This is a genomic window from Streptomyces sp. NPDC005262, assembly GCF_042872425.1.
Lineage (GTDB): Bacteria > Actinomycetota > Actinomycetes > Streptomycetales > Streptomycetaceae > Streptomyces.
In genome coordinates this window covers 72,734-89,200 of the sequence record NZ_JBIAKK010000002.1, presented here as the reverse complement: position 1 = coordinate 89,200, position 16,467 = coordinate 72,734, and the positions used below count along the sequence as shown (strand labels likewise).

Here is a 16,467-nt window from a genome sequence, read left to right as displayed (position 1 = left end):
GGGGCGATGCTCCGGCTGCGGCCTGTCCGGCGGATCGGGCCCTGGCCCGGGGCTGGTTCCGGCGCTCTCCACGAACTTTACCTTGGTCGGCCAAGTAATGCGTTACAGTGGCGCAGGACGAAATACTTGGCCGACCATGTAAATTTCCTCAGGGGTACTCATGACCACCGCATTCGACCCGATCGACCTGTCCGGCACCCAGCTCGCCAACCGCATCGCCATGGCCCCGATGACCCGCAGCCGTGCCGGTGACAGCGGTACCGCCACCGAACTCACCGTCGAGTACTACGCCCAGCGCGCCTCGGCCGGTCTCATCATCACCGAGGGCATCCAGCCGTCCGTCGTCGGCCAGGGCTACCCCTTCACCCCGGGGCTGCACAGCCCGGAGCAGGTCGCGTCCTGGCGCAAGGTCACCGACGCGGTGCACGCCGCGGGCGGCCGGATCTTCGCCCAGCTCATGCACGCGGGCCGCATCGGCCACCCGGTCCTGCTGCCGGACGGACTGACCCCGGTCAGCGCCTCCCCGGTCAAGGCCGCCGGTCAGGTCTACACCCACGTGGGACCGAAGGACTTCATCGAGCCGCGTGAGCTGACCGACGCCGAGATCCGGCAGACCGTGGCCGACTTCGCCTCCGCCGCCCGCAACGCCGTCGACGCGGGCTTCGACGGAGTCGAGCTGCACGGCGCCAACGGCTACCTCATCCACCAGTTCCTCGCGCCCAACACCAACCGGCGCACCGACGAGTGGGGCGGCTCCGACGAAGCCCGCATCCGGTTCGCCGTCGAAGTGGTCAAGGCCGTCGCCGCCGAGATCGGCGCGGAGCGCACCGGGCTGCGCATCTCGCCCGGAAACGCGTACAACGACATCGACGAGCCCGCGCCGGACGCCGCCTACACCGCGCTGGTGCAGGAGATCGAACCGCTCGGCCTCGCCTATCTGCACGTCCTGGAGGCGAAGGAGATCCGCGAGCTGACCCTCGCGCTGCGCAAGCAGTTCTCCGGCACCTTCGTCATCAACGTGCTCACGGACGGACCGACCGGACCGGACGACCACGCGGTGATCGACGACGGGATCGCCGACATCATCTCGTACGGTGCGCTGTTCATCGCCAACCCGGACCTGCCCGCCCGGCTGAAGGCCGGCGGCCCGTTCAACACCCCGGACCCGTCCACCTTCTTCGGCGGGGACGCGAAGGGGTACGTCGACTACCCCGCGCTGGGAGCCTGAAGACCTACGCCGAATCCCGACGCACCAGTTCGGTGGGGAGGATCACCGCGGCCGGCTCCTCCCCGCCGATCCGGGCCAGCAGCACCCGTACCATCTCGGCGCTGATCCGGTCCCACGGCTGCCGGATCGTGGTCAGCTCGGGCCGGGACGCCAGCGCCGCGGGCGAGTCGTCGAAGCCGCCGACCGCGACATCCTCCGGCACCCGCCGGCCGGCCTTCTCCAGTGCGGCCAGCACGCCCTGCGCCATCAGGTCGGAGGCGACGAACACCGCGTCGAGGTCGGGGGCCCGCTCCAGCAGCAGCGAGGCGGCCGCCTCGCCGCTCGCCCGGCTGTAGTCGCCCGGGACGATCAGCGCGTCGTCGGCGGGCAGCCCGCACTCGGCGAGCATCTCGCGGTAGCCCGCCAGTCGTTCGACGCCGCCGGGGGTGTCCAGTGGGCCGCTGACCGTACCGATCCGGCGGCGCCCCGACTCGTACAGATAACGCACCATGTCCCGGGCGCCGTCCCGGTCGTCGGCCGCCACGTAGCTGACCTTCGAGCCCTGCCCGAGCGGCTTGCCGCAGGCGACGAGCGGGACCCCGGCCTCGTGCAGCCGGGCGGCGACCGGGTCGCCGGAGTGACTGGAGACCAGCAGTACCCCGTCCACATGACCGGCGATGTACCGCATGTTCCGGCGGCGTTCCGCCTCGGTCCCCGCGATCATCAGGAGCAGCGGGATGTCGTGCGCGGCGAGCGCGGCGGTGCAGCCCCGCAGCAGCACATTGAAGTTCGGGTCCTCGAAGAACCGCTCCTGCGGCTCGGTGAGCAGGAACGCCACCGAGTCGGAGCGGCCGGTGATCAGTGACCTGGCGTGCCGGTTCACCGTGTAGCCGGTCTTGCGGATCGCGGAGTTGACCGCATCTAGCGCGGCCGCGCTGACGTTGTGCCCGCCGTTGAGTACCCGCGAGACCGTGCCGCGCGAGACCCCGGCCTCCCGTGCCACGTCATGGATGGTCGGCGGCCTGCGGCGTCCCGTGCCGGACTGTCCGTGCCGTCCTGGCTGTCCGGGCTGTTCTGTGCGGCTCATGGTGCATGATCTTTCATCAATGGAAGCCCTGGCGGGGACCGGTCAGGACTTTACGGCGCCGGAGAGCAGGTCGAGGCTCCAGAAGCGCTGGATGACGAGGAACAGCGCGATCAGCGGGACGATCGCCAGCAGCGCCCCGGTAATCACCAGGGTATAGAGGGCCGGGGTGGTGGAGCCCTGCTGGAGCAGGGTGTAGAGGCCCAGGGTGACCGGGAACTTCTCGTCGTCACCGAGCATGATGTACGGGAGCAGGAAGTTGTTCCAGATCGCGACGAACTGGAACAGGAAGACGGTCACCAGACCCGGCAGCATCATCGGCACAGCGATGGTGCGGAAGATCCGCCACTCGCCGCCGCCGTCCATGCGTCCCGCCTCGATCACATCGCCCGGTACGGCGGAGGCCGCGTAGATCCGGGCGAGATACACACCGTACGGGGAGAGGATCACCGGCAGCAGGACCGAGAGGTAGGAGTCCGTCAGGTCGGCCTCGGCCAGCAGCAGGTACTGCGGTACGGCGAGGATCACCGGCGGCATCAGCACGCCGGCCAGCAGGATGTTGAAGATGCTCTCCTGCCCGCGGAACCGGTACACGGCCAGGGCGTACCCCGATACCGCAGAGACGGCTGTGGACAGCAGGGCGCCGGCTCCGGCGTAGAAGGCCGAGTTGGCCATCCACTTCCAGTACACGCCGTCGCGGTACGCCGACAGTTCGGCGACGTTCCGGCGGAAGCCGGTGCCCGGCAGGAACGTGAAGGTGGAGAACAGCTCGCTGCCGGACTTGGTCGAGGCGACCAGCACCCAGGCGACGGGCAGCAGGCAGTAGAGCGCGCCGAGGAGCAGCGCGGCGGTCGGCACGAGCGCGAAGCGGCGCGGGCCTGCGGGGGCGGATGCGAGGTGCGGCACGGTCATCGGGAATCTCCCTTTTGGGTACGGGAGTTGGCCGCCCTGAGGAAGCCGAAGGACAGGATCAGGGTGGCGACGGCGATGATGACCGCCTGAGCGGCCGCCGCATAGATGTCGTTGTTGACGAAGGCGTCCTGGTAGACCTTCATCAGCGGACTCCAGGTGGTGGAGAGCGAGTTGGTGAGCGGCTTCAGCGTCGTCGGCTCGCTGAACACCTGGAGCGTGGCGATGATCGAGAAGAAGAACGTCAGGACCAGCGACGGCGCCACCATCGGGATCTTGATCCGGAGCGCGATCTGCAGCTGCGAGCAGCCGTCCAGCCGTGCCGCCTCGAACACCTCGGCCGGGATCGCCCGCAGCGAGGTGTAGATCACGATCATGTTGAAGCCGGTGCCGCCCCAGACCGCGATGTTGGCGAGGGCGAGATACAGCGGGCCGCCGTCGAGCAGACCGGGCTGCGGGAGCCCCGCCCTGTCGAGGAGGTAGTAGAACGGGCTGACGTCCGGGAGATAGAGGAAGCCCCACATGAGTGCGGCGACGACGCCCGGGATCGCGTACGGCAGGAAGATCGCGAGCCGGGAGAAGCCCCGCAGCCGGAGCCGGTCGGTATCCAGGAGCAGGGCGAACAGCAGGGCGAGGCCGAGCATCACGGGGACGACGATCGCGCCGTAGCCGAGGATGCGCAGCGCGCCGTGCAGCAGTTCCGAGTCGGAGAGCGCACCGGCGTAGTTGGCGAAGCCGGCCCAGATCTCCTCGCGGGCGCCCCTGCCCAGACCGAGCCCCTTGACCTCGGTCCTGCGGAAGCTGAGGTAGAGCGCGTACCCGATGGGAAGGGCGAAGAAGAGCAGGAAGAGCACGGTGGCGGGGGCCAGGAAGGCGTACGGGGCGCTCTTGACCCCGTACGCGCTCCTGCGGCGTGCGCGTGTCACTCGGAGACCCCGAAGCCCTGCTTCTTGAGGTCGGCGACGGTGGCGTCCTGCATCGCGGTCAGGGCGGGCCCGAAGTCGGACCTGCTCTTGGCGGCTTCGGCGAAGTTGTCCTTGAAGGCGGTGTACGCGACGTTCACGTTCGGGCCCCAGGCGGCGGGGGCGGTGCCCTTCGCGATCTCGGCGGCCTTCGTGTAGAAGTCGGGCTGGTTGGAGAAGTAGTCCGGGGCCTGGGCGAGCGCGCCGCCGGTCTGGGCGGCCGTGGCGGCGGGGTAGATGCCGCTCTCCTTGACCAGCGCGGCCAGCGCCTCGGAGTCCGTGTTCAGCCACTTCGCGAACGTCGCGGCGGCGGCCTTGTTCTTGGAGTCGTTGGTGACGGCGGTGGAGGAGCCGCCCCAGCTGCCGGTGACGTTCTGACCGGCCGTCCACTGGGGGAGCGGGGCCATGGCCCACTTGCCCTTGGTGTCCGGCGCCGCCGTGGTGAGGGTGCCGGGCGCCCAGACCGCGCTGACCCAGGCGATCTGCTTGCCGGTGTTGAGCGCCTTGTTCCAGGCCGGGGTGTACATCGGCTGGTTGTCGACGGCGCCCTCCTTGACCAGGCCGCCCCAGAAGTCGGCGACCTTCCGCGTGGCGGCGTCGTCGATGGCGACCTTCCACTTGTCGCCGCCGGTGGTCCACCACTTCGCCCCGGCCTGCTGGGCGAGGCCCGCGAAGAGACCGGAGTCGTTCGAGGAGAACGTGGTGAGGTCCTTGCCCGGCGCCTTCTTCTTCAGCGCGCGGGCCGTCCCGGCGAACTCGTCCCAGGTGGTCGGCACGGACAGGCCGTACTGCTTGAACAGGTCCTGGCGGTAGTAGAACATCAGCGGGCCGGAGTCCTGCGGGACGGCGTACAGGGCATCCGATCCGAGGGTCGTCTGCTGCCAGACGCCCTCGGCGAACTCGCCCTTTGCGTCGCCCGCCTCCTTGGATATGTCGGCGAGCACGTCGTTGGAGACCAGAGTGGGGAGCGCCTGGTACTCCGCCTGCACCAGGTCGGGGGCCTTGTGGGCCTTGGCCGCCGTGATGATCTTGGTGACCAGGTCGTCGCCCGACGCCTGCTTCTTCACCGTGACCTTGATGCCGGTCTTCTTGCCCTCGCCCGCGTTCCAGATGTCCGCGACCTTGTCCAGGCCGGGCGCCCAGGCCCAGTAGGTGAGTGAGACGGGACCGGATGCGGCCGGGCCGTCCCCGCTGTCGTCGTCCGACGAGCCGCAGCCCGAGAGCAGGCCGGTGGCGGCGAGTGCAGCGGCCGTGGACACCGCGACGATGCGGTACTTCATGGAGTTCTCCCCTGACGAGAAGCGAGGGTGCAGCGCCGAGGTGCGCTGTGAGCGTTCACAGTAGAGAAACGAATCCGATGCTTGTCAATGGTTGTTGCTGTGCGGTTATGTTGGATCTGCGCCACCGAGAATGTGTGTGCACGTTCCCAGAAGTTGTACCAAAGAGCCCAGGAGACACCCATGCCGCACACCGCGCCCGAGCCTGCCCCGCACGGTCTGCGCCGGCTCGCCTTCGGCGGCGACTACAACCCCGAGCAGTGGCCGGAAGAGGTCTGGCACGAGGACGTGGCCCTGATGCGGGAAGCCGGCGTGACCATGGTCAGCGTCGGGATCTTCTCCTGGGCGCTTCTCGAACCGGAGCCCGGCGGCTACGACTTCGGCTGGCTCGACCGGGTCCTCGATCTGCTGCACGAGACCGGCATCCGGGTCGACCTCGGCACCCCCACCGTCGCCCCGCCCGCCTGGTTCTACCGCGCCCACCCGGAGGCCCTCCCGGTCAGCCGCGAGGGTGTCCGCTACGCCTTCGGGTCACGCGGCGCGATCTGCCACAGCAACCCCGCCTACCGGTCGGCCGCGGCGAACATCACCGAACAGCTCGCCCGCCGGTACGCGGACCACCCGGCGCTCGCGATGTGGCACGTCCACAACGAGTACGGCGTTCCGGTCAGTGCCTGCTACTGCGACAACTGCGCCGCCCACTTCCGTCGCTGGCTGGCCGGCCGCCACGGCGGCGTCGACGCCGTCAACGAAGCCTGGGGCACCGCCTTCTGGGGCCAGCGCTACCGCAGTCTCGACGAGATCGACCCGCCCCGTGCCACTCCGACCGTCGCCAACCCGGCGCAGCGCCTGGACTACGCCCGCTTCGCCGACGCCACCATGCGTGAGAACTTCTGCAGCGAACGGGACATCCTGCACCGCCTCGCTCCCGGTATCCCGGTCACCACCAACTTCATGACCGCCCTCAGCCAGTGCGACTCCGTCGACTACTGGGCCTGGGGCCGCGAGACCGACCTCGTCACCAACGACCACTATCTGATCACCGACGGCCGCCGCACCCATGTCAATCTCGCGATGGCCGCCGACCTCACCCGCTCCGTCGCGGGCGGCGCACCCTGGCTGCTCCTGGAGCACTCCACCAGCGGCGTCAACTGGCAGCCTCGCAACCCCGCCAAGCGCCCGGGCGAGATGGCCCGCAACAGCCTCGCCCATGTCGCGCGCGGCTCCGACGGCGCCATGTTCTTCCAGTGGCGGCAGTCCCGCAGCGGCGCCGAGAAGTTCCACTCGGCGATGGTGCCGCACGCCGGTACGGACTCCCGGGTGTGGCGCGAGGTCTCCGGGCTCGGTGCCGGCCTCGGCCTGCTGAGCGGCATCCGCGGCACCCGGACCGTCGCGGACGCGGCCATGCTCTGGGACTGGCAGTCCTGGTGGGCGCAGAAGCTGGAGTGGCGCCCGAGCGAGGACCACGACGCCCGCGAGCGTGCCGACACCTTCTACGCCTCGATGTACGACCGCCACCTCACCGTCGACTTCGCCCACCCGGACGCCGACCTGTCCGGGTACCCGCTGGTCGTCGTCCCGGCCCTCTACCTCGCCACCGAGGAGACCGGCCGTAACCTCCGGAGCTACGTCGAGGACGGCGGCACGCTCGTCGTCTCGTACTTCTCCGGCATCGTCGACACCCAGGACGCCGTGCACCCGGGGCCGTACCCGGGCGCCCTGCGGGACGTACTCGGGCTGACGATCGAGGAGTTCTCACCACTCGGCGAGGGCGGGACGGTCCGCCTGATCACACCCGAGGGCGCCGCCGAAGGCCCGGAGCTGACCGGAGACCTGTGGTCGGACGTGGTGATCCCGCGTGGCGCCGAGACCGTCTGGTCCTACGCCGACGGAATTCCCGCGGGCCGCCCCGCCGTCACCCGGCACCGCCTGGGCAGGGGCACCGCCTGGTACATCTCCACCCGGCTGTCCGGATCCCACCTCGACGCCGTTCTCGACCGGGCCTGCGACGACGCCCGCATCGCACCGCGCACCGGCCTCCCGCACGACGTCGAGGTGGTACGCCGCACCGGCGACAGCGGCACGTACCTCTTCGCGATCAACCACACCGGGGACGACGTGAAGGTGCCGGTCGACGGCCCCGGCACCGAACTCCTCACCGGCGAGCACACCGTGGGCCGCCTCGTCGTTCCGGCGGGCGCGGTCCGGGTTGTACGCCTCGACGGCTGAGTCGCCCGAGCCCCGCAATTCCCGCGCAACGGTGGTCACCGGTCACCCCGCCGCACCGGCCGGTCAGGCGGCGAACCCTGCGGGACGTCACGAACGCCGGCGAGGCAGTCCCGGAGGGTCGCGGTCCCGGCGGCGTGTACGGGGAGCCCGCGCGGACCGCCGTCACCGGCGGCGGACGGCACCCGGCAGACCCGGCGTTTGGCAACGCGTGGGAGAACCAGGCGTTGTTCGATCACAACGCGACGCCGCTCCCGGCAGCGAGCCGGTTCTCCCACCGCCAGGGAGCACGGGACGGCCTTCAGGCGGCATCGAGCGGCGCGCTGCGCCACTTCCACGAGGTGACGCGCTCCCGCCCGGGGAGTTCGGCGCGGCCGGTGGACCAGAGCAGGACGGTCCACCGGTCGGCGTCGTCCGGGGCGTCCGGGAACAGCCGGGCCAGCACGCGGTCGCACAGGCCGGCGGGCGGCGCCCAGGAGATGTCCAGGCCCTGGACGACATCGTGCGTATGGACCAGGGTCTCCACGATTCCCATGGCCGCGAAGCCCTCCGGGTCGGACACCCCGTAGGAGTGGTAGGAGCGGACGTCCGCCGCGGTCGTCCGCACCATCGCCGTCAGCAGGGCGCCGCTCGCCTCCAGGGTCTGGAGCAGCCCGACCGGTCCTGCGTCAGGGTTCGCGAAGATCGAGTTCGCCGGGCCGCCCTTGCGGTCGGCTCCCCAGCGGAACGGGACCTCGCGGTCCAGCGGCGGCTTCCTCGGGCCCAACTGGGCGGCGTACGCGAAGAGGTCGTCGTTCAGATGCTCCACGGTCTCCCAGGAGTCCCACTCCAGCGACCCGGCGGGGGCCCGCCAGTGGTCCTCCGGAACCTCGCGGAGCGCGGCGAGCGCGAGATGGACCGCGGTGGTCACATCGTGCGCGGTGACCGGCAGCCGGGTCGCGGTCAGCGTGGCCCGCTCGACGGCGCTGCACTCCACACAGAACTCATTGCCCTCGGGGTCGGCGAGCGTCGCCCAGCCCCGGCCGTCGGGCCTGCGGTGGTCGCCGACGAGCGTGGCGCCGAGGGCGAGCAGCCGCTCGACCTCCTCGTCCCGGGTGCGGTCCTGCGGCTGGATGTCCAGGTGGACGCGGTTCTTGACGCTCTTGGGCTCGGGCACCGAAACGAACAGCAGCGCGGCACCGGGGGTCTCGACGAGCGCCTCGGGATCACCGGGGCTGTCGTCGTCCGACAGCCGGGAACCGAGCACCTCGGCCCAGAAACTGCCGAGCTTGTAGGCGTCGGCGCAGTCGAAGGTCATGTGACGTACAAGTGAGGTCATGGGACCAACTGTCGCCGTTGCCGGCCGCCGGGGTCCACCAACTTTCGACAGGGGCCGGGACGACGAACGTCGTCCCGGCCCCTGTCACCCCGGGCTCGGCCCGTCAGCGCCTCACCTCACCGGCGAGAAATCGCGTGCCCCGATGAACTCCGGGCGCCGCACCGGCGCCGCGAACGGTTCCTCGGCCGTGTTCTCCACGCTGTTGAAGACGATGAAGACATTGCTGCGCGGGTACGGGGTGATGTTGTCCCCCGAGCCGTGCATGCAGTTGCAGTCGAACCAGGTCGACGAACCGGCCCGGCCGGTGAAGAGCTTGATGCCGTGCCGGTCGGCCAGCTTGGTCAGCGCCTCGTCCGACGGGGTGCCGGCGTCCTGCATCTTCAGGGACTGCTTGTAGTTGTCCTTCGGCGTCTCGCCCGCACAGCCGAGGAAGGACTTGTGTGAACCGGGCATGATCATCAGCCCGCCGTTGGTGTCGTGGTTCTCGGTCAGCGCGATCGACACGGACACGGCCCGCATGTGCGGCAGACCGTCCTCGGCGTGCCAGGTCTCGAAGTCCGAGTGCCAGTAGAACCCCGAAGCACCGAAGCCCGGCTTGACGTTGATACGCGACTGGTGGACGTACACGTCCGAACCGAGGATCTGGCGGGCCCGGCCCACCACCCGCTCGTCGTTCACCAGCCGGGCGAAGACCTCGCTGATCCGGTGGACCTCGAAGACGGACCGTACGTCCTGCGACTTCGGCTCGATGATCGACCGCTCATCGGCCCGCACCGCAGGATCGGCGATCAGCCGGTCCAGTTCGGCGTGGTACACGGCCACTTCGTCCGGTGTGATCAGCTCGTCGACGGTGAGGAAGCCGTCCCGCTCGAAACCCTGCAGATCCTTTACGGCGATCGGGCCCGGGGCACCGGGCGCGGACCAGATGACCGGGTCCTGGCGGGGTGTGGTCATCTCGGCCGTGCGCCGGGTGGGATACAGGTCGGTGCGTACATCGGTGGTCATGGTTCAGCCCTCCTCGGTCAGTACCGGATAGACACCGTTCTCGTCGTGCTCCTCCCGTCCGGTGACGGGAGGGTTGAAGACGCAGACGCAGCGGAAGTCGGTCTTGGGCCGCATGGTGTGGCGCTCATGGCCGTCCAGCAGGTACATCGTGCCTGGGGTGATCCAGTGCGTCTCGCCGGTCTCGTCGTCGGTGAGCTCGGCCTCGCCCTCGACACACAGGACGGCCTCGATGTGGTTCGCGTACCACATCGACGTCTCGGTACCTGCGTACATCGTGGTCTCGTGGAGTGAGAAGCCCACCTTCTCCTGGGCGAGCACGATGCGCTTGCTCTCCCAGGTGCCGGAAGCGGCCTTCACATGCCGGTCGGTGTTCTCGATGTCGCTGAACGATCGGACGATCACGGTGAGTCGGAGCCTTTCTCTCTGCAGCGGTACTTCTGTACGGGCCTGCCCGGGGTGGACCCGGTCAGACGGTCGGGATGTCGCGTGGTTCCTCGGCCGGGCGGTCAGGCGGTGTCGCGCACCGCGCGGGCCAGCGTGAGCAGGCCCTCGTCCAGCTCTTCGGGAGTGATGGTCAGCGGCGGCAGCAGCTTCACGACCTCGCTCCGCGGGCCCGAGGTCTCCACCAGCAGCCCCAGCTCGAATGCGCGCGCACACACCGCGGCGGCGCGCGAGACATCGGTGAACTCGAGCGCCCGGACCAGGCCGCGGCCGCGGGACTGCGCGCCGAGCCGGGCGTGTTCGTCACAGATCGCGAGCAGCGCCTGCTCGACCTGCTCACCGCGGGCCAGCGTCTGCTTCTCCATCTGGCCGTCCGCCCAGTAGGCGTCGAGCGCGGCGGCGGCGGTGACGAACGCCGGGTTGTTGCCGCGGAAGGTGCCGTTGTGCTCGCCCGGGCCCCAGATGTCCAGCTCCGGGTTGAACAGGCAGAGCGACATGGGAAGTCCGTAGCCGCTGATGGACTTCGACAGGGTGACGATGTCCGGGGTGATGCCGGCCTCCTCGAACGAGAAGAACGCACCGGTGCGGCCGCAGCCCATCTGGATGTCGTCGACGATCAGGAGCATGTCGCGGCGGCGGCAGAGATCGGCCAGCGCCCGCAGCCACTCGGGCCGCGCCACATTGATGCCGCCCTCGCCCTGTACCGTCTCGACGATCACGGCTGCGGGCTGGTTGAGACCCGAACCCTGGTCCTCGAGAAGCCGCTCGAACCAGAGGAAGTCCGGGACCCGGCCGTCGAGGTAGTTGTCGAACGGCATCGGTGTGCCGTGCACCAGCGGGATGCCGGCCCCGGCCCGCTTGAAGGCGTTGCCGGTGACGGCGAGCGAGCCGAGCGACATGCCGTGGAAGGCGTTGGTGAACGAGACGATCGACTCGCGTCCCTTCACCTTGCGGGCCAGTTTCAGCGCGGCCTCGACCGCGTTGGTGCCGGTCGGGCCGGGGAACATCACCTTGTACGGCAGGTCGCGCGGCCGCAGGACGACGTTGTCGAAGGTCTCCAGGAAGGCGCGCTTCGCGGTGGTCGCCATGTCCAGACCGTGGGTGATGCCGTCGCGCTCGATGTAGTCGATCAGCGCACGTTTCAGCACCGGGTTGTTGTGGCCGTAGTTGAGGGATCCTGCGCCGGCGAAGAAGTCGAGGTACGAGTGGCCGTCCTCGTCGGTCAGCCGGGCGCCCTGCGCACGGTCGAACACGGCGGGCCAACCGCGGCAGTAGCTCCGGACCTCCGACTCCAGGGTCTCGAAGACACTCAGGGCGGGCGGGGTGATGGTCACAGGGGATCTCCTGCTTGTGGGGGTGTGTCGGGCGGCGGTGAGACGAGGTGATTCGGCCGACGCCGGGCTCGGGCGTGTCGGCCGGGGTGCACCTCAGACGTGGAACGGACCGATGCGGTAGAGCACTTCCGGCAGATGCGTTCCCTCGGGGAACAACCCGCCGTCGAAGAGGACTTCGCGCTCCACGGCCGCGTCGTGGCGGAGCGCGTAGGAGGTGAACAGCCGGTCGGAAGCCGTGTTGTCGGGGGTGATGGTCGTCTCGACCCGGGCCAGGCCCTGGTCCGCGGCGACCCGCGCGGTCAGCGAGTCCAGCAGCTCGGCGGCCAGTCCGATGCCGCGATGGCCGTGGTCGACGGCCACCTGCCAGACGACGAGCGTCTCGGGGCGGTCGGGCCGGATGTATCCCGTCACGAAGGCGACCGGCTCGCCGGTCGCGTCGCGGGCGACCACGGAGGTCGCCGCGAAGTCACGGCACCACAGCAGGTAGCTGTAGGAGGAATTGAGGTCCAGGACCTCGGAGTCGCGGGCGATGCGCCAGATCGCGGCCCCGTCCTCCACTCGTGGGGTGTCGATGGTGATGAATTCGCTTCGGGCACGTGCAAGATCTGCTGGTGCGGCGGTCATGCGAATGGAATTTACCCAGCAAATTCGAAAATTGCATCGAGGTAAGGGGTTGGGTGAAGTGAGCCGCTGTGTTATCACGCGGGCGCGCGCCCCGGCGCGAAACTTCGTCGATTTATTCCGTTTTGGCCCCTATTAATGCCGCAAATCGACTGCGTTGTGGAGTCGATCACAGAGTTGTAACTCCCCGGAGACGCAACCGAATTGTGCCGATCGGCGTTGTCGAAACTTTGGCGTTTAGGCTCCGGGAGAGCGGGCACAAGAATACGGGGAGCTGCTCTCGATAAAGCAGCTCCCCGTATTGATGAATTCTTATTCGCTCGGCCAGGTTTCCGAAACGGCCTTGCGGGCAGCTTCGAAGTCGACCTGCCGGCCCTCATCGGCCAGCGCCGATCCCAGAGCCGCGATCGAGGACTGCACCACGCCCCGTGTCGCGTCCACACCGTAGTGATTGACCCGGATCATCTCCTTGGCCAGGGCCCCGCCGCCCGCGATCAGCGGCAGCGAGGGGTCGGTCGCGAGCGCCTTGGCGACCAGCCCGGCGGCGTCGACTCCCGCCGGGGCGCGCAGCGTCGTGGCGACCGGCGCCGCATCCTTCGCCTCGTGCACATAAGGCGCCAGGCCGCAGCCGAGCGCCACCGCCCCCGCCCGCGTGGCCGCTGCGGCCGCCGCGTGCCGGGCCATCAGCGCCTCCGGGCCCTCCGCCTCGATCCGCTCCAGGCATGCCTCGAGCGCCAGCATCTCCAGCTGTGCGGGGGCGTGCAGGAGCGCCGTGCGGCCGCCGTCGATCCAGCGCTCCTTCCAGTCCAGGAGGGAGAGGTACGAGTGGCGCGGGGCCTCGGGATTGGCGGCGATCCGCTCCCAGGCGCGCTCGCTCACCGACACCGCCGACACTCCGGCCGGGCCGCCCATCGCCTTCTGTGCGCCGATCACGCACAGGTCGACACCCCACACGTCCGGCAGCAGCGGCTCGGCGCCCACGGACGCGACGGCGTCCAGCATGAAGAGCGCCCCGTGTGCCCGGACGACCTCACCGATCTCGGCGACCGGGTTGGTGTTGCCGGTCGCCGCCTCAGCGTGGACCAGCGAGACGAAATCGATCTCCGGGTGCGCGGCGAGCGCCTGCGCGACCTGGTCGGCGGTGACCGCCGTGTGGAACGGCACCGCCAGGTCGATCACATTGGCACCGCAGTCCCGCAGCCAGTTCCCGAACGTCTGCCCGTACGGTCCCGTGACCACGTTCAGCGCGGTCGAACCGGGCCGGGCGCCGCCCCGGATGCAGCCTTCGAGGGGAAGCAACGCCTCGCCCTGCATGATGACGACGTCCTGCTCGGTGGCGAGGAGGCCGGCCACCCGCTGCTCGATGGCGGCGAAGTGCGCGGCGGTGAGCGGGGCGAGGTCGAGGAAGGGGTGCGTCACGGTGGTGCTCTCTTCGGATCGGGTCGGCCTGCGGTTCGGCGTGCGAACAGCGCTTCCGTCGAGAGTACCCAGGGCCCCCCGGACACCGCCTCGTACAGTGCTGCCATGAGTGATCACAAGGCGCAGCCGGTGCTGCACGTGAAGGGGCGGGTGCTCGTCGGTCCCGACGACGTCAGGGACGAGCTGTGGGCGGTCGGCGGGCGGATCTCGTACGAGCGGCCGCCGGGCGCGGACGCGGCGGAGACCGTCACCGGCTGGGTGCTGCCGGGTCTCGTCGACGCCCACTGCCACGTGGGGCTCGATCACCACGGCCCGGTCGACGCCGCCACGAGCGAGAAGCAGGCGCTCACCGACCGGGAGGCCGGCACGCTGCTCATCCGGGACGCCGGATCACCCTCCGACACCCGGTGGATCGACGACCGCGAGGACCTTCCCAAGATCGTCCGGGCCGGCCGTCATATCGCCAGGACCCGCAGGTACATCCGGAACTACGCCCATGAGATCGAACCCGGCGATCTCGTCGCGTACGTCGCGCAGGAGGCTCGGCGCGGCGACGGCTGGGTCAAGCTGGTCGGCGACTGGATCGACCGGGACGCCGGTGACCTGACCGCCTGCTGGCCGCGCGGCGAGGTCGAGGCGGCCATCGCCGAGGCGCACCGGCTCGGCGCACGGGTCACCGCGCACTGCTTCGCCGAGGCCGCTCTCGTCGATCTCGTCGAGGCCGGGATCGACTGTATCGAGCATGCGACGGGCCTGACCGAGGACACCATTCCGCTCTTCGCCGAGCGCGGCGTCGCGATCGTCCCGACGCTGGTCAACATCGCCACGTTCCCGGACCTCGCGGCGGGCGGCGAGGCCAAGTTCCCACGCTGGTCGGCACATATGCGGCAGCTGTACGACCGTCGTTACGACACCGTGCGCGCGGCGTACGACGCAGGGGTGCCGGTCTACGTCGGCACCGACGCGGGCGGCTCGCTGGCCCATGGACTCGTGGCGGAGGAGGTCGCCGAACTGGTCAAGGCCGGCATCCCGGCGCGCGAGGCGCTCTCGGCGACCGCCTGGGGTGCCCGCGCGTGGCTCGGGCGGCCGGGGCTGGAGGAGGGCGCCCCGGCGGACCTGGTGGTGTACGACGAGGACCCGCGGGCGGACGTAAGGGTGCTGGCGGCGCCGCGCCAGGTGGTGCTGAACGGGCGCGTGATCGGCTGACGCAACCGTGTCCCGGTGGAGAAGCCGGCATGTTGACAGCCGGTGACCGAACCGCCCTCGCGCTCGTTGCAGCACTTCTGGTCATGCTCCGGTGCGGTTGCCTCACACCGCACAGGCGCTCGGCGAATCGGGTGACGGTGAGGAACACCGAAGGAACAGACGTACCTCGATATTCGAATACAGGGGCGGAAACCCCCCTTTGGAGTGAACTCGCCACGCCTGTCTGTCAGTTCACCCTCTGTGCGTAAAGATTCACGGAGTCGAGGCCGCCGGCGCCCGCGATGTCCCCCATTGGGCGGCGCCGGTGGCTCCATGTCTCTTGTGGGGGTTCCACCATCTTGAACAGCAACACCTTCCGCCTGGCCGCCCTGGCGGTCGCCGCCGCTCCCGTCGCTCTGCTGGTCGCCGCCCCGGCGCACGCCACCGGAGCCACCACGACCACCGGTGGCGGGAAGGCGAGCGCGGTCGTGCTCCGTACCGCACTCGATGTATCGCTCCTGAGCAAGACCGTCGATGTGCCGCTGAAGACCACGCTGAACGAGGTGCACGCCCCGGCGAGTGCCGAGCAGACCGCCCTCCGCGTGCGGCTCGACGGCGTGAACCACGGGCGCCCGTTCAGCGTGCTGCGCGCCGACGTGGCCACGGCGAACGCGACCGTCGACAAGCATCGGGCGGAGGGTTACAGCAACCTGGCGAAGGCCCGTGTGCATCTGCCCGGACTGCCGCTGCTCTCGCTCATCGAGGTCGAGAAGGTCACCTCGAAGGCGGTCTGCGAGGTGGGCCGCGAGCCCGTCGCCGAATCCAATGTGCTGGGCCATGTCTCGGTCCTCGGCAAGCGGGTCACGCTCACCTCGGGCGGCACCACGCGGGTCGACGTGCCGGGTGTGGGCGAGGTGAGGCTCGACCTGTCGAAGACGCGGACCACGTCGCGTACCGCGGCGGCCACCGCGCTCCGCCTGGAGGTGTCGGTCAACCCGCTCAAGCTGAACGTCGCCGACGTCAAGGGGGAGGTCACGCTCGCCGAGGCGACCTGCGAGACCCCGAAGGCACCCAGGCCCACGAAGCCGGCGGGCGGCAGCGACGGCGGCACCACCGGTGGCGACAACGGCGACGGCGGCACCGATGTGAAGCCCCAGACCGGGACCGGGCACGCCCCGGCGGCGGTCGACACAAGTCTCGCGGAGACCGGCGGCAGCTCCACGACGCCCTACATCGCAGGCGGCGCGGCCCTGCTGCTGGCGCTGGGTGCGGGAGCCATGGTCGTGGCCCGCAGGCGCGCCCAGGACTGACGCGACCGGGCCAGAGGGGGCCGACGGGGCGTAGAGGCGGACGGGCGAGAAACAAGGAGGCGGGGAGCGGGGGGGGGGGGGGGGGGAGCACCCACACCCCCCCCCCCCCCCCCGGGGGGGGGCGCGCGGCCCCCCCCCCCCCCCCCCCCCCCCCCCCCCCCCCCCCGGG

General features: G+C 70.1%; 14 protein-coding genes and 1 pseudogene. 5 read left to right on the top strand and 10 right to left on the bottom strand.

The genetic code is table 11. The features are described 5' to 3' along the window. Nucleotides 1-160: 160 nt before the first annotated feature. Entirely contained in the window at nt 161-1,228 is a 1,068-nt protein-coding gene (locus ACFYP5_RS05570) for an alkene reductase (RefSeq protein WP_389031000.1), read from the top strand. Between the two features lie 4 nt (nt 1,229-1,232). Here ACFYP5_RS05570 and ACFYP5_RS05565 read toward each other — a convergent pair whose 3' ends face one another. The 4 genes from ACFYP5_RS05565 to ACFYP5_RS05550 are packed head-to-tail and all read right to left on the bottom strand — an operon-like array spanning nt 1,233 to nt 5,442. Then, nucleotides 1,233-2,294, bottom strand: coding sequence for a LacI family DNA-binding transcriptional regulator (locus tag ACFYP5_RS05565; protein ID WP_389030997.1), 1,062 nt, complete (start codon nt 2,292-2,294; stop codon nt 1,233-1,235). A 42-nt stretch (nt 2,295-2,336) separates the two neighbouring features. Further along, a complete protein-coding gene (locus tag ACFYP5_RS05560; protein WP_389030995.1) occupies nt 2,337-3,203 on the bottom strand; it encodes a carbohydrate ABC transporter permease in 867 nt (288 codons plus the stop codon). Beyond that, nucleotides 3,200-4,126, bottom strand: a complete 927-nt coding sequence (locus ACFYP5_RS05555) for a carbohydrate ABC transporter permease (RefSeq protein WP_389030992.1) — start codon at nt 4,124-4,126, stop codon at nt 3,200-3,202. Before ACFYP5_RS05555 ends, ACFYP5_RS05560 begins: the two co-directional genes overlap by 4 nt. After that, nucleotides 4,123-5,442 (bottom strand): ABC transporter substrate-binding protein, encoded by a 1,320-nt coding sequence (locus ACFYP5_RS05550; RefSeq protein WP_389030989.1) that lies wholly within the window; start codon nt 5,440-5,442, stop codon nt 4,123-4,125. The genes ACFYP5_RS05555 and ACFYP5_RS05550 overlap by 4 nt, the downstream gene beginning before the upstream one ends. Nucleotides 5,443-5,622: 180 nt before the next feature. Here ACFYP5_RS05550 and ACFYP5_RS05545 point away from each other — a divergent pair, with 180 nt between their 5' ends. Next, on the top strand, nt 5,623-7,668 hold the full coding sequence (locus ACFYP5_RS05545; protein WP_389030986.1) for a beta-galactosidase: 2,046 nt from the start codon (nt 5,623-5,625) through the stop codon (nt 7,666-7,668). Further along, nucleotides 7,665-7,871: pseudogene (locus ACFYP5_RS05540) on the top strand (hypothetical protein); the annotation flags it as partial. The gene ACFYP5_RS05545 and the pseudogene ACFYP5_RS05540, both read left to right, overlap by 4 nt. A 95-nt stretch (nt 7,872-7,966) precedes the next feature. Here ACFYP5_RS05540 and ACFYP5_RS05535 read toward each other — a convergent pair. The 6 genes from ACFYP5_RS05535 to ACFYP5_RS05510 all read right to left on the bottom strand — a co-directional run bounded on the left by ACFYP5_RS05535 (nt 7,967) and on the right by ACFYP5_RS05510 (nt 13,803). Further along, complete coding sequence (locus tag ACFYP5_RS05535) at nt 7,967-8,983, bottom strand: VOC family protein (protein WP_389030983.1); 1,017 nt, start codon at nt 8,981-8,983, stop codon at nt 7,967-7,969. 111 nt (nt 8,984-9,094) lie between these two features. Beyond that, the gene (thpD, locus tag ACFYP5_RS05530; RefSeq protein WP_389030980.1) at nt 9,095-9,988 is read right to left on the bottom strand and encodes an ectoine hydroxylase; all 894 of its coding nucleotides are present in this window, start codon (nt 9,986-9,988) and stop codon (nt 9,095-9,097) included. Between the two features lie 3 nt (nt 9,989-9,991). Continuing rightward, nucleotides 9,992-10,390, bottom strand: coding sequence for an ectoine synthase (locus ACFYP5_RS05525; protein WP_030920010.1), 399 nt, complete (start codon nt 10,388-10,390; stop codon nt 9,992-9,994). A 104-nt stretch (nt 10,391-10,494) separates the two neighbouring features. Then, nucleotides 10,495-11,763, bottom strand: a complete 1,269-nt coding sequence (ectB, locus tag ACFYP5_RS05520) for a diaminobutyrate--2-oxoglutarate transaminase (protein ID WP_389030977.1) — start codon at nt 11,761-11,763, stop codon at nt 10,495-10,497. Nucleotides 11,764-11,856: 93 nt separating this feature from the next. Next, nucleotides 11,857-12,387: a diaminobutyrate acetyltransferase gene (gene ectA / locus ACFYP5_RS05515; RefSeq protein WP_389030975.1), complete on the bottom strand. Its 531-nt coding sequence runs from the start codon at nt 12,385-12,387 to the stop codon at nt 11,857-11,859. A 309-nt stretch (nt 12,388-12,696) separates the two neighbouring features. Continuing rightward, a complete protein-coding gene (locus ACFYP5_RS05510; RefSeq protein ID WP_389030972.1) occupies nt 12,697-13,803 on the bottom strand; it encodes a pyridoxal-phosphate-dependent aminotransferase family protein in 1,107 nt (368 codons plus the stop codon). 105 nt (nt 13,804-13,908) lie between these two features. Here ACFYP5_RS05510 and ACFYP5_RS05505 point away from each other — a divergent pair, with 105 nt between their 5' ends. Then, a complete protein-coding gene (locus ACFYP5_RS05505; RefSeq protein ID WP_389030970.1) occupies nt 13,909-15,009 on the top strand; it encodes an amidohydrolase family protein in 1,101 nt (366 codons plus the stop codon). Nucleotides 15,010-15,347: 338 nt separating this feature from the next. Continuing rightward, nucleotides 15,348-16,298, top strand: coding sequence for an SCO1860 family LAETG-anchored protein (locus tag ACFYP5_RS05500; RefSeq protein WP_389030967.1), 951 nt, complete (start codon nt 15,348-15,350; stop codon nt 16,296-16,298). Nucleotides 16,299-16,467: the final 169 nt, after the last annotated feature.

Coding starts and splice junctions, on each gene's coding strand:
- ACFYP5_RS05570 (WP_389031000.1), top strand. CDS start 161: ATGACCACCGCATTCGACCCGATCGACCTGTCCGGCACCCAGCTCGCC.
- ACFYP5_RS05565 (WP_389030997.1), bottom strand. CDS start 2,294: ATGAGCCGCACAGAACAGCCCGGACAGCCAGGACGGCACGGACAGTCC.
- ACFYP5_RS05560 (WP_389030995.1), bottom strand. CDS start 3,203: ATGACCGTGCCGCACCTCGCATCCGCCCCCGCAGGCCCGCGCCGCTTC.
- ACFYP5_RS05550 (WP_389030989.1), bottom strand. CDS start 5,442: ATGAAGTACCGCATCGTCGCGGTGTCCACGGCCGCTGCACTCGCCGCC.
- ACFYP5_RS05545 (WP_389030986.1), top strand. CDS start 5,623: ATGCCGCACACCGCGCCCGAGCCTGCCCCGCACGGTCTGCGCCGGCTC.
- ACFYP5_RS05535 (WP_389030983.1), bottom strand. CDS start 8,983: ATGACCTCACTTGTACGTCACATGACCTTCGACTGCGCCGACGCCTAC.
- thpD (WP_389030980.1), bottom strand. CDS start 9,988: ATGACCACCGATGTACGCACCGACCTGTATCCCACCCGGCGCACGGCC.
- ectA (WP_389030975.1), bottom strand. CDS start 12,387: ATGACCGCCGCACCAGCAGATCTTGCACGTGCCCGAAGCGAATTCATC.
- ACFYP5_RS05505 (WP_389030970.1), top strand. CDS start 13,909: ATGAGTGATCACAAGGCGCAGCCGGTGCTGCACGTGAAGGGGCGGGTG.